Source organism: Staphylococcus sp. EG-SA-10 (genome assembly GCF_017151945.1).
GTDB classification, from domain to species: Bacteria; Bacillota; Bacilli; order Staphylococcales; family Staphylococcaceae; genus Staphylococcus; species Staphylococcus aureus.
In genome coordinates this window covers 342,064-357,591 of sequence record NZ_JACVZJ010000002.1, presented here as the reverse complement: position 1 = coordinate 357,591, position 15,528 = coordinate 342,064, and the positions used below count along the sequence as shown (strand labels likewise).

General features: G+C 32.6%; 11 protein-coding genes. 8 read left to right on the top strand and 3 right to left on the bottom strand.

All coding sequences use genetic code 11. From position 1 onward, the window contains the following. The first annotated feature begins 190 nt into the window (after positions 1 to 190). The 6 genes from IDG45_RS03650 to norC all read left to right on the top strand — a co-directional run bounded on the left by IDG45_RS03650 (position 191) and on the right by norC (position 7,907). Entirely contained in the window at positions 191 to 673 is a 483-nt protein-coding gene (locus tag IDG45_RS03650; RefSeq protein WP_000714381.1) for a hypothetical protein, read from the top strand. A 205-nt stretch (positions 674 to 878) separates the two neighbouring features. Beyond that, complete coding sequence (locus IDG45_RS03645) at positions 879 to 1,865, top strand: phosphatidylinositol-specific phospholipase C (protein WP_000710565.1); 987 nt, start codon at positions 879 to 881, stop codon at positions 1,863 to 1,865. Positions 1,866 to 2,086: 221 nt separating this feature from the next. Further along, positions 2,087 to 2,857, top strand: coding sequence for a tandem-type lipoprotein (locus IDG45_RS03640; protein WP_000977797.1), 771 nt, complete (start codon positions 2,087 to 2,089; stop codon positions 2,855 to 2,857). A gap of 93 nt (positions 2,858 to 2,950) precedes the next feature. Continuing rightward, the gene (aryK, locus tag IDG45_RS03635; RefSeq protein ID WP_001188475.1) at positions 2,951 to 5,188 is read left to right on the top strand and encodes a transcriptional regulator AryK; all 2,238 of its coding nucleotides are present in this window, start codon (positions 2,951 to 2,953) and stop codon (positions 5,186 to 5,188) included. 150 nt (positions 5,189 to 5,338) lie between these two features. Then, positions 5,339 to 6,517, top strand: a complete 1,179-nt coding sequence (locus IDG45_RS03630; RefSeq protein WP_001075807.1) for a M20 family metallopeptidase — start codon at positions 5,339 to 5,341, stop codon at positions 6,515 to 6,517. Between the two features lies 1 nt (position 6,518). Then, entirely contained in the window at positions 6,519 to 7,907 is a 1,389-nt protein-coding gene (gene norC, locus IDG45_RS03625; RefSeq protein ID WP_001006438.1) for a multidrug efflux MFS transporter NorC, read from the top strand. 487 nt (positions 7,908 to 8,394) lie between these two features. On the opposite strand, the gene IDG45_RS03620 is transcribed toward norC, so the two are convergent. From IDG45_RS03620 to IDG45_RS03610, 3 genes are all read right to left on the bottom strand, one after another. Beyond that, positions 8,395 to 10,056, bottom strand: a complete 1,662-nt coding sequence (locus IDG45_RS03620) for a Na/Pi cotransporter family protein (RefSeq protein WP_001791319.1) — start codon at positions 10,054 to 10,056, stop codon at positions 8,395 to 8,397. A gap of 324 nt (positions 10,057 to 10,380) precedes the next feature. Continuing rightward, positions 10,381 to 12,156, bottom strand: coding sequence for an oleate hydratase (locus tag IDG45_RS03615; protein ID WP_001807311.1), 1,776 nt, complete (start codon positions 12,154 to 12,156; stop codon positions 10,381 to 10,383). Positions 12,157 to 12,329: 173 nt separating this feature from the next. Further along, the gene (locus IDG45_RS03610) at positions 12,330 to 13,202 is read right to left on the bottom strand and encodes a DMT family transporter (RefSeq protein ID WP_001038111.1); all 873 of its coding nucleotides are present in this window, start codon (positions 13,200 to 13,202) and stop codon (positions 12,330 to 12,332) included. Positions 13,203 to 13,315: 113 nt separating this feature from the next. Between IDG45_RS03610 and IDG45_RS03605 the strand changes: the two genes are divergently transcribed. Beyond that, positions 13,316 to 14,713, top strand: coding sequence for an aminotransferase-like domain-containing protein (locus IDG45_RS03605; RefSeq protein ID WP_111063701.1), 1,398 nt, complete (start codon positions 13,316 to 13,318; stop codon positions 14,711 to 14,713). Positions 14,714 to 14,903: 190 nt separating this feature from the next. Beyond that, positions 14,904 to 15,377, top strand: a complete 474-nt coding sequence (locus IDG45_RS03600) for a DUF1648 domain-containing protein (RefSeq protein ID WP_000036328.1) — start codon at positions 14,904 to 14,906, stop codon at positions 15,375 to 15,377. Positions 15,378 to 15,528 lie beyond the last annotated feature (151 nt).

The window sequence follows — 15,528 nt, the reverse complement described above, 5'->3', positions numbered from 1 at the left end:
AGTTATACATAATATCTTCATTAGTGACAGCCCTTTGAAATATTGAACTTTGATTTAAGTAAGAAAAATTTTAATTCATGTGGTATTTATGAATATTTAGATTAAAGTTGATATATACTATTAATAACAGTATTACTTGATACTTAATTACCGAGCAATTTTTACATTTTAAAAGGAGTAAAATTGAATAATGAAGAAATTTAACAACTGGATATTAAATGCAATAAGTGGATCTCAAACAGACAAGAATGAAACAACTGAAGAATTAAAAGGGGCAAAATTTATCATTTTATATGCATATTCAATGCTCGTTTTGCTTGTGATAGTAATTTCTAACATATTCATTCACATTTTGGAGCCTAAATTATCAATCACCACTCAAATCATCATCGTTTTGATTTTAATTGAATCACTAATTGGACTACGTTACTTGAAAGGGTACGATGTTAGGCGTGGCAAAGATAAAGAAAATAAGAAAAATAGTAAGGATTTCGTTAAACTAAAATCAATTTTAGTAGCAATTTTATTTACATCATTGGTGCTGACAGCAGGCACTGTAGCTGATATATACGGTTTCACTGACTTAGGAAATACTAGAAGTGATTTAATCGTTTGGAGCATAGGTGGTATTATATTTGGCCTCGTAAGTTACACAATGGAAGATAAAAGATAACGATAAGGAGCTGGCGATTATAAAGCTAGCTCCTTTTTTAACTTATATATGTAAAGAACTATCCTAAGGGTTTTTAATCATATGTCAATAATTCCTATAATTAATACTCTTAAATATTGTTTAAATAAGTTTTAAAATTTTACGCATATTTTTATTTAAAAAAGATGTATAATTAATGTATTAAATATAGAAAGAAGTTGATATTATGAAAAAGTGTATTAAGACTTTGTTTTTAAGTATCATTTTAGTAGTGATGAGTGGTTTATATCATTCAGCACATGCGTCAGATTCGTTGAGTAAAAGTCCAGAAAATTGGATGAGTAAACTTGATGAAAGCAAACATTTAACTGAGATTAATATACCAGGCTCACATGATAGTGGCTCATTCACTTTAACTGATCCAGTAAAATCAGTTTGGGCAAAGACTCAAGATAAAGATTATCTTACTCAAATGAAGTCAGGAGTCAGGTTTTTTGATATTAGAGGCAGAGCAAGTGCTGATAATATGATTTCAGTTCATCACGGCATGGTTTATCTGCATCATGAACTGGGGAAATTTTTAGATGATGCTAAATATTACTTGAGTGCTTATCCAAACGAAACAATTGTGATGTCTATGAAAAAGGACTACGATAGCGATTCTAAAGTTACGAAGACATTTGAAGAGATTTTTAGAGAATATTATTATAATAACCCGCAATATCAGAATCTTTTTTACACAGGAAGTAATGCGAATCCTACTTTAAAAGAAACGAAAGGTAAAATTGTCCTATTCAATAGAATGGGGGGTACATACATAAAGAGTGGTTATGGTGCTGACACGTCAGGTATTCAATGGGCAGACAACGCGACATTTGAAACGAAAATTAATAATGGTAACTTAAATTTACAGGTACAAGATGAGTATAAAGATTATTACGATAAGAAAGTAGAAGCTGTTAAAAATTTATTGGCTAAAGCAAAAACGGATAGTAACAAAGACAATGTATATGTGAATTTCTTGAGTGTGGCGTCTGGAGGCAGCGCATTTAATAGTACTTATAACTATGCATCACATATAAATCCTGAAATTGCAAAAACGATTAAAGCAAATGGGAAAGCTAGAACGGGTTGGCTGATTGTTGACTATGCAGGATATCCGTGGCCTGGATATGATGATATCGTAAGCGAAATTATAGATAGTAATAAATAAGGATTCAATAATGATATTAAGACGAGTAGTGAAAATAGTTAGATTCTAATTATTTTCACTACTCGTTTTTATTTTGAAATTAAGTAATAATTCAACAATATTATAAATTGAACAGATTTTTTGTGAAATCTTTGATAATATTAAAGTGAAAAAGTGTTATAAATTGATAAATATATGTAATTCGCAAAAGTAAATCATTTTAAAAAGAAGAGAGTTGTAAGATGATGAAACGATTAAATAAATTAGTGCTAGGTATTAGTTTTCTGTTTTTAGTCATTAGTATCACTGCTGGTTGTGGCATGGGTAAAGAAGCGGAAATTAAAAAAAGTTTTGAAAAAACGTTGAGTATGTATCCGATTAAAAACCTAGAGGATTTATATGATAAAGAAGGATATCGTGATGATCAATTTGATAAAAAAGATAAGGGAACATGGATTATTGGTTCTGAAATGGCAACTCAAAATAAGGGTGAAGCTCTGAAAGTTAAAGGTATGGTCTTATATATAAATAGAAATACAAGAAGTGCAAAAGGATTTTACTATGTTAATGCGATAAAGAAGGATGAAAATGGCAGACCTCAGGATAATCAAATAGAATATCCCGTTAAAATGATTGACAATAAAATCATTCCAACTAAAGATATCAAAGACGAAAAAATAAAAAAAGAAATCGAAAACTTTAAGTTCTTCGCGCAATACGGCAACTTTAAAGATTTGTCGAAGTACCAAGATGGAGATATTTCATATAATCCAGAAGCTCCGATTTATTCAGCAAAATATCAACTAACGAATGATGATTATAATGTAAAACAATTACGTAAAAGATATAATATACCAACGAATAAAGCACCTGAGTTATTATTGAAAGGTTCAGGAAATTTAGATGATTCATCAGTTGGATACAAAAAAATTGAATTTACTTTCGTAGAGAAAAAAGGAGAAAACACTTACTATACGGCTAACCTACATTTTAAACCGAGTGAGGATAAATAATCATCCACACACACGATTCAATATGAAATTCAAATATGTTGCTGTAAAATAATGTAAAATAAACGTATTCATATTACTGAATTGAGGGATAGTATGCAACGTGATTATTTAATTCGAGTAGAAACTGAAAGTATGTCAGATTTCAAAAGGCTCAATGGTTTAATGATTGGTTTTGTTATTAAAGGTGAGGCACATATTTATGATGAACATAATATGATGCAATGCAACAGTGGCGACATTTTCATCATTAACCACCACGACTTGTATCGATTTCAACTTCAACAAGATGGCATCATATGTTATATCCAATTCCAAATGAAATATTTAGCAGACAAGTTTGATGATGTGCATTGTCTATATTTTCACTTAACAGATGCGACCACAACCAAAAATATACATCAACTGAGAAATATAATGGCAAGACTGGTTTCAACACATATTCGACATAATGAGTTGTCTAAATTGACTGAGCAACAACTTGTGATTCAGTTGCTTATGCATATGATTCATTATGTCCCGCGTACATATCATTCGAACCAAAGTATCTTAAATGATGATAAAGTGAATCAAGTATGCGACTATATCGAGTTACATTTTCATGAAGACTTAAGCCTTTCGGAATTAAGCGAATATGTTGGGTGGTCAGAGAGCCATCTGTCTAAAAAGTTTGCAGAATCGCTAGGTGTAGGATTCCAGCATTTCTTAAATACGACGCGAATTGAGCATGCGAAACTCGATTTGACATACACAGATGAAACGATTACTGATATTGCATTGCAAAATGGCTTTTCAAGTGCAGCGAGCTTTGCGAGAACATTTAAACACTTTACGCATCAAACGCCTAAACAATATCGAGGTGATCGTCCGGCAATCACTGAAAATCAACAATCTGCACAACATAATTATCACGACCGTGAATTGATATTACTTTTAAATGACTACATTGAAGAAATGAATCATTTCATTGAAGATATTGAAAAGGTGAACTATAAAGAGATTACCTTTCAACCAACCAATCACCAACTAAATCAATTTAACCATATTATTCAAGTGGGCTATTTGAGGAATTTGCTCAATACACAGTATCAATCACAGTTGCTTACATGTCATCATGATTTTCAAGTCAATGAAGTATTAGCATATGATGTGATGCCATATATCATGAAAAAGCTCAATGCGCCATTCACGTATGATGCAGAAATTTCGAATATATTTTATGATATCGATTTGTGTTTAGACTTTTTATTAGATCATAACTTTAGTTTGACAATGCATTTGGATCAGTATGACTCACGTGATTATATCGATGCATTTAAAGTATTTATCCATCACGTTGCCCTGCATGTCAGTCATAGAAAAGATTTGAAGTTCAACTTGTATGTGACGACATTGCACACGTCTTTGATTGAAATGATTGATTATTTTAAAGCATTATTCCCTAATGGTGGCTTGTACATTCACTTAGATCAAGCTACGGAAAGACATCTACCATTGCTGAAACGACTTGAGCCACACATCGACCATTTTGTATTTGATGCCAATTCAAATGATGCTGTTGATTTTAATAAAATGAATGATGATGAATTTAAAACCGCAAGTCAAATGATTATTAATAAAACGAATTACCTTATCGATTTAATGCATCGTCATCACCTAAAGCGTCCACTCATTTTACTCAATTGGAATACATTGACGGGCGATACATTTATTACAAACGGCGAATATTTTAGAGGTGGTATCATCATTGAGCAATTATTAAAATTAAGTTCTAAAGTAGAGGGTATCGGTTATTGGTTGAACTATGATTTGCACGTCAGTCATTGTAGAAATGAACGCGATTATATGAATTCAATTGAACTGTTTCATCAATATAATGGAAAACGTCCGGTCTATTTCACGGCATTGCTATTTAATAAATTAACAAGTAATATTTTATATTCTGATGATACATGTATTGTCACGGGAACTGATTCAAATTTTCAAATATTGTTATATGATGCAAAGCATTTTAATCCGTACTTAGCGTTGGACAATCAAATGAATATGCGTGCAACGGAAATGATCCATTTGAACATTAATGCCCTGGAAGAAGGTATGTATAAGATTAAACATTTTACCTTAGATAAAGAAAATGGTGCATTATTTAATCTTTGGCGCAAACATCATACGATACATGGTATGGACAAGGATTCTATAGATTACGTTAATCGAATGAGTTTTCCAAAATTAGAAGTGTACGATATAGATATGACGGATACGCTGGCATTAAATATTAAAATGATTACAAATGGAATTCACTTAATTGAAGTAAAACGTTACCCAAGTTCATAAAATGATCACAAATCACAATTTATGTTATACATAATTTGTGATTTTTTGTATTCAAAGTTAAAATTGCAAAAAATTAATGGTTAACATCTCTGTTGTTGGCAATATAAATAATGATCAATCATATATGATGTAACTAAGGAGATGAATGATATGAATCAACAATTAATTGAAGCTTTAAAATCAAAAGAAGACAAAATGATTGAGATCAGACGTTATTTACATCAGCATCCAGAATTATCTTTTCATGAGGATGAAACGGCGAAATACATCGCTGAATTTTACAAAGGTAAAGATGTAGAAGTAGAAACGAATGTCGGACCACGTGGAATTAAAGTAACGATTGATTCAGGGAAACCTGGTAAAACATTAGCAATCCGTGCAGACTTTGATGCATTACCCATTACTGAAGATACAGGATTATCTTTTGCATCACAAAATAAAGGTGTTATGCACGCATGTGGTCACGATGCACATACAGCATACATGCTTGTATTAGCAGAGACGCTTGCTGAAATGAAAGATAGTTTTACAGGAAAAGTCGTTGTGATACATCAACCAGCTGAAGAAGTACCACCAGGTGGTGCTAAAGCAATGATTGAAAATGGTGTATTAGACGGTGTTGATCATGTATTAGGTGTACACGTCATGAGCACAATGAAAACAGGTAATGTGTATTACAGACCTGGTTATGTTCAAACAGGACGCGCATTCTTCAAATTGAAAGTTCAAGGTAAAGGTGGTCATGGTTCATCACCACATATGGCCAATGATGCCATTGTTGCAGGTAGCTACTTCGTCACAGCGTTACAAACAGTTGTGTCTAGACGACTAAGTCCATTTGAAACAGGTGTTGTCACAATCGGTTCATTTGACGGTAAAGGTCAATTCAATGTCATTAAAGATGTTGTTGAAATTGAAGGTGATGTACGTGGATTAACAGATGCTACAAAAGCAACAATTGAAAAAGAAATTAAACGTTTATCAAAAGGATTAGAAGCATTGTATGGTGTAACTTGCACATTAGAATATAACGATGATTATCCTGCATTATATAATGATCCAGAGTTTACTGAGTACGTGGCTAAGACGCTAAAAGAAGCAGACCTTGAATTTGGTGTCGAAATATGTGAACCACAACCACCTTCAGAAGACTTTGCATACTATGCTAAGGAACGACCAAGTGCCTTTATTTATACAGGTGCAGCTGTGGAAGATGGTGAAATTTACCCACATCATCATCCTAAATTTAACATTTCAGAAAAATCATTACTTATTTCGGCAGAAGCTGTAGGGACAGTTGTTTTAGATTACCTTAAAGGAGATAACTAACATGAATGAAACGTATCGCGGGGGCAACAAGTTAATCTTAGGTATTGTATTAGGTGTTATTACATTTTGGTTGTTTGCACAATCACTTGTAAATGTTGTACCAAATTTACAACAAAGTTTTGGTGCAGACATGGGAACAATTAGTATTGCGGTAAGTCTAACCGCACTATTTTCAGGCATGTTTGTTGTTGGAGCAGGCGGCCTAGCAGATAAAATTGGACGCGTGAAAATGACGAATATCGGCTTATTATTAAGTATTATTGGTTCAGCATTAATTATTATTACAAATTTACCAGCATTGTTAATTTTAGGTCGTGTTATACAAGGCGTATCAGCAGCGTGTATTATGCCTTCCACATTGGCCATTATGAAAACTTATTATGAGGGTGCTGAACGTCAGCGCGCCTTAAGCTACTGGTCTATCGGTTCTTGGGGTGGAAGTGGTATCTGTTCACTCTTCGGTGGGGCAGTTGCGACAACTATGGGTTGGAGATGGATTTTCATCTTCTCAATTATCGTTGCCGTACTTTCAATGTTACTCATCAAAGGGACGCCTGAAACGAAATCAGAAGTTACCAATACACATAAATTTGACGTTGCAGGGCTAATTGTTCTAGTAGTTATGTTGCTAAGTTTAAACGTTGTCATTACTAAAGGTGCAGCACTTGGTTACACATCATTATGGTTCTTTGGTTTGATTGCAATCGTAATTGCAGCATTCTTTATTTTCTTAAATGTTGAGAAAAAAGTAGATAATCCGCTTATTGATTTTAAATTATTTGAAAATAAACCATATACAGGTGCAACGATTTCGAACTTCTTATTAAACGGTGTTGCAGGTACATTAATTGTAGCGAATACATTCGTGCAACAAGGTTTAGGTTATACAGCATTGCAGGCAGGATACTTATCAATTACTTATTTAATCATGGTGTTATTAATGATTCGAGTTGGTGAAAAATTATTACAAAAAATGGGTTCTAAGCGACCAATGTTATTAGGTACCTTCATTGTAATCATTGGTATTGCACTTATTTCATTAGTATTCTTACCAGGCATATTTTATGTTATCAGTTGTGTCGTAGGATATTTATGTTTCGGACTAGGCTTAGGTATTTATGCAACACCTTCTACAGATACAGCTATTTCAAATGCACCGTTAGATAAAGTTGGCGTTGCTTCAGGTATTTATAAAATGGCTTCATCACTTGGTGGTGCATTCGGTGTCGCAATTAGTGGTGCAGTATATGCCGGTGCAGTTGCTGCAACGAGCATTCATACAGGTGCGATGATTGCACTTTGGGTTAACGTATTAATGGGAATCATGGCATTTATCGCAATTTTATTCGCGATTCCTAATGATGATAAACGTGTCAAAGATGCGAAATAATAACGATGACACGCCCAGTGTTTTGATAATGATTTAAATGAAAATAAAGCAAATTAAATGAGGAAATGTATAGAGCAGTGCATATAGATAAATCTATGATTGGATTAACACTAATATAAATATAAATGAAAAACCATCCACTTAAACTTTTGATAAGTTAGGTGGATGGTTATTTATTGCGTTGTTCTAAAATTTGGACATTTATATGGAAAGAACTATATATAATGTGAAGGTTATGGCAATTCGCTTCAATGAAGGCGACGTGTAAAAGTGTATATTAAACGTTTCGGGGTCAGACTCCGAGAACAGTGTCCGTCATGCTTACCGCATACTAATGAAGCATTATTATATCAGTGTTTATAGCCGATTTAAGATAATAAAGTTTGCTAAACAAAAAAGCCAATCCATTGATGTTAGATTGACTTTGTATAAGCATATTAAGTTCTAATTTTTATATAAGGTATGAATATAAATAAGACATTAAAAATTAAATTTCAGTTGTTGCAATTTCTTCATCTGTAGGTACATCATCGTTAAGACCAACAAGTGCTTCAGAAACATTTCGTGAATGATAACCGATACGTTCAAGAACACCAATCATATCGATATATAGTAATCCGCCTTTTGTTGTACATTCACCACGATTAAGGCGTTTAATATGACCTTTGCGTAGTTTATGTTCAATATTAAATGATTCTCTACTACGTTCTACAATTTCATCTTTTTTCGTTTTGTCATAAACATCTAACATGTCGATGGCTTTATCAAATGACTCAGCAACATGGTTGAATAATTTATCCATACCGCGTTGTGCATCTTCTGTAATGCGAATATCTTCATCATGTTGGCGTTTTAATTGAGCGACATACTCTTCTGTTAGCTCTGCTACTTTTAAAATAGAGCGATTGACATCAAACATAACTGCTAAACGCTCAACGTCTGCCTTCGTAATGGCTTTTGTAGAAATTCTAACTAAATAATTTCGAATACTATCATTGATTGTTTCAACAGCTTGATGCTTTTGTTCAAGCTTTTTGATTAATTTTTTGTCGTCTTTTGTAATTTCGCGAATGTCTTCAAACATTGATAAGACAATCTGACCCACATTTTGTAATTCTTTTTGAGTTTCTTGTAATGCAACACCAGGTGCGTGATAAACAAGATCTTTGTTTAAGTGCTGAGGTTTATAGTCATCAGCAATATCTTTACCTGGGACAAGCTTTGTAACTATCCATGCTAAACCTGCTACAAATGGTAATTGAATCAAAGTATTTGTTATGTTGAAGATACCATGTGATACTGCAATCGTCATCGCTGGTTTTAAGTGCCATACATCTTGTAACAAACTAATCAAATGAATCACAACTGGCAAGAAAATTGTGAAGATAATTACCCCGATTAAGTTAAAGATGACGTGTACAAGCGCCGCACGTTTTGCAGCGATTGAGCCGGCTAAACTAGCTAAGATAGCTGTAATCGTTGTACCAATATTATCGCCTAGTAACACAGGGATTGCTGCGTTTAAGCTAATTAAATCTTGTTGATAAAATTCTTGTAAAATACCAATCGTCGCACTTGAACTTTGAACTAGTGCTGTTAACCCTGCGCCGACAATGACAGCGAGTATTGGATTTGTAGACATATCAAGCATTAATTGCTTAAATCCATCTAATGATGCTAAAGGTTTAACGGCATCACCCATAAATTCTAGACCGAAGAATAGAGAACCGAAACCGAATAGTATGCGGCCAATGTTATTGATTTTAGAGCGTTTAAAGAAAAAGATTAAAAATGCACCTAATGCTAAAATTGGCATTGCATATTCGCCTAAATCTATACCGATAATAAATGCAGTTACCGTTGTTCCGATATTAGCACCCATTATCACTCCAATGGCTTGTTTTAACGTCATAAATCCAGCTGTTACCAGTCCGATTGTGATAACTGTCGTACCTGAACTACTTTGTATTAAAATAGTTACAACGATACCTGCAATAACACCTAATACTGGATTTGATGTAAATTTGTTTAAAATATCTCGTAGCCTGTCTCCTGCTGATGCTTGAAGCCCGTCTCCCATGATTTTTAAGCCGTAAAGGAAAATACCTAAACCACCTAAAAAGGAGAAAATGACTTCTGTAACCGACATTTCCATTATTTCACCTCAAATAAGCTTTATATTTAGATTATCGCTTATAATTGTAAATTTAATGTTAAGATTAGGTAAAATTATTTAACAATATATGTTATTTGTATATGACTTGTAAAATATCGTCACTTATTATGTAAATTTTCAGTGTGAAATGGCAGGTTTGCAATCACTTGTTTAACAAAATGATGCAATCAATCATGCAATTATGTGTCATCAAAAAAATCATGTGAGTGGGATAATGAAATAAAGTTTGTGAACATATCATTTCTATCCCACTCCATGATTTGAAATCACCATATAGACATGATTTAATGTGCCTCGTTATAACAATTTGTGTTCTTTTAATAATGACTCAATGTACGTACCTTTTATCTTTTTAAGGAATCCTGCTAATGCAAGTTTTTGCATTTTCGAATCTTTAGTAATATCGCGCAAATCTTGATGGTCATTCAGTTCGTATACGGCATCCATTAAGACGCGAAGATCAAATGTACTATTGATGACCTCTGGAATACCACGATCTATATTTAGTAATTGATAAACAGCTTCCATGGCAGTACGAACCGAATATTCTGTTGTAAATACAGTATCTCGCTCTGTTTCTGCAAAGTTACCAATAAATGCTAAATTTTGTGATTGATGCGGGACGACTAAAGGTCTGTCGCCGATAGCACGCGTCATGAAATAAGAGGTAATATATGGCATATAAACAGGAATCGTATTAGATGCATGTTTTGCTAAGTCTTCAATTTTGTCAGTTGGTACACCTAAGTGATATAGCCATTCTTGACATATTTCATTACCACTACATTCTGTGATTGGCTTTTTAATATAATCGCCGTTTACATCTGAATATAAGGCATAAATCCACGTAGATATTTCATTTTTAGGTTGGTCTTTAAACTGTTGCTGACGATTGATTGTAAAACTGATTTGCCATGCAGAATCATTGATTGTAATAATACCGCCAGTAACCGTTTTACCTGCAAGTGGATCACGTTTACAAATGCTTTCTATTGTATCGATAATATCTTTATTGTTTGTTGTCGATGTTGCTGAAACAAACCAACTTTTTTTGGGAATATTTTGGCAAAACTTATCAGGATTACCAAATTCAGGACTTTGTCGCGCTAAATTTTTCCATAGTGTCCAACTACCACCTAATTCGTCAGTTGGTGGCGCTGGTGTATCATTATCACCATAAGTAGAGCTTTCTGTAATACTACCGTTTGTCACAAAGACAAGATCGTTTATAGTCAGTTTAATAGATTCTGCATTACCATTACGGTCAATTAATATTTCTCGGGCAATTTTTTGACTTGTCGTAACATCTACTTTAATATCTTCTACTTTTACATCGTATTCAAATTGAACCCCATGCGATTTTAAATATTCAACCATAGGTAATACTAAAGATTCATATTGATTATATTTAGTGAATTTTAAAGCTGAAAAGTCTGCGAGACCACCAATATGATGAACGAATCGCATTAGATAGCGACGCATTTCCATAGCAGAATGCCACGGTTCAAATGCAAACATCGTTTTCCAGTAAATCCAAAAGTTTGAATTAAAGAAATCGTCGGAAAATACATCTGTTATTTTGACATCATCTAAATCTTCTTCATTCGTTAAGCATAAATCTAAAATTTCTTTAATTGCCGTTTTAGTCAAAGTGAAGTCTCCATCTGTGACTAAACGTTGACCCTGTTTCTCAATAACACGACAGCGAGAATAGTTAGGGTCTTCTTTGTTTAACCAATAGAATTCATCTAATACAGACGCATGATCAATTTCAAGTGAAGGGATAGATCTGAATAAATCCCACAAACATTCAAAGTGATTCTCCATTTCACGACCACCTCGGACAACATAGCCTTTTAAAGGCATATTTTCACCATCAAGACTACCGCCCGCTTTGGGTAACTCTTCTAAAATATGAATCTTAGAACCTTCCATTTGACCATCCCTTATTAAAAAACAAGCTGCAGCAAGTGAAGCTAGACCAGATCCGATTAAGTAAGCGGATTTGTTTTCTACATTTTCAGGTTTTTTAGGGCGCGCAAATGCTTCATAATTTCCATAACTGTAATACATATCCACCAAGTCCTTTCGTATTAGAATACACTCAGACTATACCCCTTTGTGAATTGCAAATATTAGTATTTATATTGGTGAATTTGACAAAATTAGATCTTTTTTATATTTTTGATTTTTAAAATTTTATCATTCGAATGTTTTTGGATTCTGAGGTGCGGGACTTGGAATAATTATGTATTTTGAAAGAAGTTACTTAAACTAACGCCTAGTAGAGTGATAAGTCCGCCTATAATAGCAAGGGTTGTTGGTAGCTCATCTAATAACAGATAAGATAATAATAAAGAAACAATAGGTGTTAAATAAAGAGACATTGTTGCATCAGAGACACCAACTGACTTCACGATATAAGCAAGTAAAACGTATGGAATTATTGTAGGGAATATAGCTAAATAAAGTACCGATACTATTGATGTAAAAGTGGCGCCGTGTATATCGTTGATGATTTCAGGAATAAAAATAAGCATAAATGGTGAGCTTGCCATTATTGTATATAGTGTGAAAGCGATGAAGCCGTATTTTTCTATGTATTTTTTCTGGAAAGTAAAATACAAACTTTCACTAAAAGATGCAAGTAAAATAATAAAAACACCTAATACATTAATAGTTGTGTAATCATCTTTACTTATTGAAATAATGGATATTCCTATAAATGCGACGAGTGAACTTAACCAATTCCATTTTGAAAAACGCTCTTTTAAAAATATATAAGCTAAAGCACTAGAAAAAATAGGTGTTGTAGAGACTAGAATTCCAGATATACCTGCACTAATCAAAGTTTCACCAAAATTTAAAGCTGTGTGATATATCACAAATCCACAAAATCCTAAAATAAAAATAACAGGGATATCTCTTAGTTCAGGGGTAGGCAATTTCTTTATAATTACGAACGGCAAGAGAATTATTGTTGCTAAAATTAAACGAAATGCCGACAATGATTCTGCACTAAAATCATTTAACGCAATCTTTATCATTGGAAATGCAGATCCCCACAATATGATAGTAAATAAATATGATAGAAAAGTAGTGTCTCGAAGCTTATTCATTAATATCATCACTCCTTTAATTATGTGTTTCTATATTAAAAAATATGATTTAAAATGAGTACAACCAATTTTGATTAGATTTACCTATCCAATTTATAAAAAGGGGGGAGAAGATGACGAAATATAAAGATATTGCTAGTGACATCAGAGATAAAATAATCGCAGGGGATTGGTTTTATGGAATGAAGATACCTTCACAGAGGCAGTTGGCGATACAATACAACGTAAATAGAGTGACGATTATTAAAAGTATTGAGTTATTAGAGGCTGAAGGATTTATCTATACTAAAGTGGGGAGTGGAACATATGTTAATGACTATTTGAACGAAGCACATATTACAAATAAATGGTCTGAAATGATGTTATGGTCCTCTCGACAAAGAAGTCAGTATACGGTGCAATTAATTAATAAAATTGAGACAGATGACTCGTATATACATATAAGTAAAGGTGAATTGGGTCAACCATTAATGCCACATATTCAATTGAAAAAAGCCATGTCTAATACAGCCAGTCATATTGAAGACTTATCTTTTGGTTATAATAATGGCTATGGTTATATCAAGTTAAGAGATATCATCGTTGAACGAATGTCAAAGCAAGGTATAAATGTAGGTAGAGAAAATGTAATGATCACTTCAGGCGCTTTACATGCCATTCAACTTTTATCTATTGGGTTTTTAGGTCAAGATGCCATAATAATTTCAAATACACCATCATATATTCACTCTACAAATGTTTTTGAGCAATTGAATTTTAGACATATTGATGTTCCTTATAATCAAATTAATGAAATTAATACCATCATTGATAGATTTATTAATTTTAAAAATAAAGCGATTTATATAGAACCTAGGTTTAATAACCCGACAGGTCGTTCTTTAACGAATGAGCAAAAGCAAAATATAATTACTTATAGCGAAAGACATAATATTCCTATCATTGAAGATGATATCTTTAGAGATATTTTCTTTAGCGATCCAACTCCTGCTATCAAAACTTATGATAAATTGGGAAAAGTTATACATATAAGCAGTTTTTCAAAAACGATTGCACCAGCAATAAGAATAGGTTGGATTGTTGCTTCTGAAAAAATAATAGAGCAATTGGCAGATGTAAGAATGCAAATTGACTATGGATTCAGTATTTTGTCACAAATGGTTGTATATGAGATGTTGAAAAATAAGTCTTATGATAAACACTTAGTAAAGTTAAGGTATGTTTTAAAAGATAAACGAGACTTTATGTTAAACATCCTCAATAATTTATTTAAGGATATAGCACATTGGGAAGTTCCAAGTGGAGGTTATTTTGTATGGTTAGTCTTTAAAATAGATATAGATATTAAATATTTATTCTACGAATTGTTAAGTAAAGAAAAAATACTAATCAATCCGGGTTACATTTATGGCAGTAAAGAAAAGAGTATAAGGCTATCTTTTGCCTTTGAATCAAATGAAAATATTAAGCATGCGCTCTATAAAATTTATACATATGTGAAAAAGGTATAATTAAAACAATAATTCGAATCATTATTGTGGCATGTTAAACAGCTAAATATAAGCTATGCACATTTAACAAGCGGATACTTATGACGCAATTATAGTATCATTACATATTGTTTAATCGTTTGGGGTAATGTAATTAAAAGGTAAAATAGGCAGAGTGTTATACATAAAATGTAAAGAAAGAGGCGATAGAATGTCTAAAATCAGGTCTTTTACAATATTAAGTCTACTTATTTACTTAGCTATGATGTGCTATACAGTAGTGACCTATTCAAAATTACCAACCAAAGTACCTATTCACTATAATTTAGCAGGGGATGCTGATAACTTTGCTGATAAATGGGTGCTGCTTTTGATTAATAGCGCATTTATAGTGATTTGGCTTATATTTTTCATTGCAGGTAGATACTATGAACGATTTGCCAAATGGTCACATTACAATCATACACCACGTGAAATTCGAGCGATTAAATTATTTTTAAGTACGTTAAATTTAGAGATTATGAGCTATATGTCTATCTTCACAATATTAGAAATTTGGCAAATACAATACCATCATCAATTCAATTTACTATGGTTTAATATGATATTTATCATTATCATTGGTTTGACGCTTGTCATATTTTGTTTGCTTCCTACAATTCATAAAATGAGAGATTCTCAATAAAAATATAAACTGTCATGATGCAGTTTTGAAGCGGATTCCTGAGATTATTATAAATAATATCTAGTATTTATAATTAAAATGATATATTATTTATTATAGTTAAATATTGTGTATATTTTGTGAACTTTTTGTAAAAATTCGATTGCCTGTC

Coding starts and splice junctions, on each gene's coding strand:
- IDG45_RS03605 (WP_111063701.1), top strand. CDS start 13,316: ATGACGAAATATAAAGATATTGCTAGTGACATCAGAGATAAAATAATC.
- IDG45_RS03630 (WP_001075807.1), top strand. CDS start 5,339: ATGAATCAACAATTAATTGAAGCTTTAAAATCAAAAGAAGACAAAATG.
- IDG45_RS03600 (WP_000036328.1), top strand. CDS start 14,904: ATGTCTAAAATCAGGTCTTTTACAATATTAAGTCTACTTATTTACTTA.
- norC (WP_001006438.1), top strand. CDS start 6,519: ATGAATGAAACGTATCGCGGGGGCAACAAGTTAATCTTAGGTATTGTA.
- IDG45_RS03650 (WP_000714381.1), top strand. CDS start 191: ATGAAGAAATTTAACAACTGGATATTAAATGCAATAAGTGGATCTCAA.
- IDG45_RS03620 (WP_001791319.1), bottom strand. CDS start 10,056: ATGTCGGTTACAGAAGTCATTTTCTCCTTTTTAGGTGGTTTAGGTATT.
- aryK (WP_001188475.1), top strand. CDS start 2,951: ATGCAACGTGATTATTTAATTCGAGTAGAAACTGAAAGTATGTCAGAT.
- IDG45_RS03610 (WP_001038111.1), bottom strand. CDS start 13,202: ATGAATAAGCTTCGAGACACTACTTTTCTATCATATTTATTTACTATC.
- IDG45_RS03640 (WP_000977797.1), top strand. CDS start 2,087: ATGATGAAACGATTAAATAAATTAGTGCTAGGTATTAGTTTTCTGTTT.
- IDG45_RS03645 (WP_000710565.1), top strand. CDS start 879: ATGAAAAAGTGTATTAAGACTTTGTTTTTAAGTATCATTTTAGTAGTG.
- IDG45_RS03615 (WP_001807311.1), bottom strand. CDS start 12,156: ATGTATTACAGTTATGGAAATTATGAAGCATTTGCGCGCCCTAAAAAA.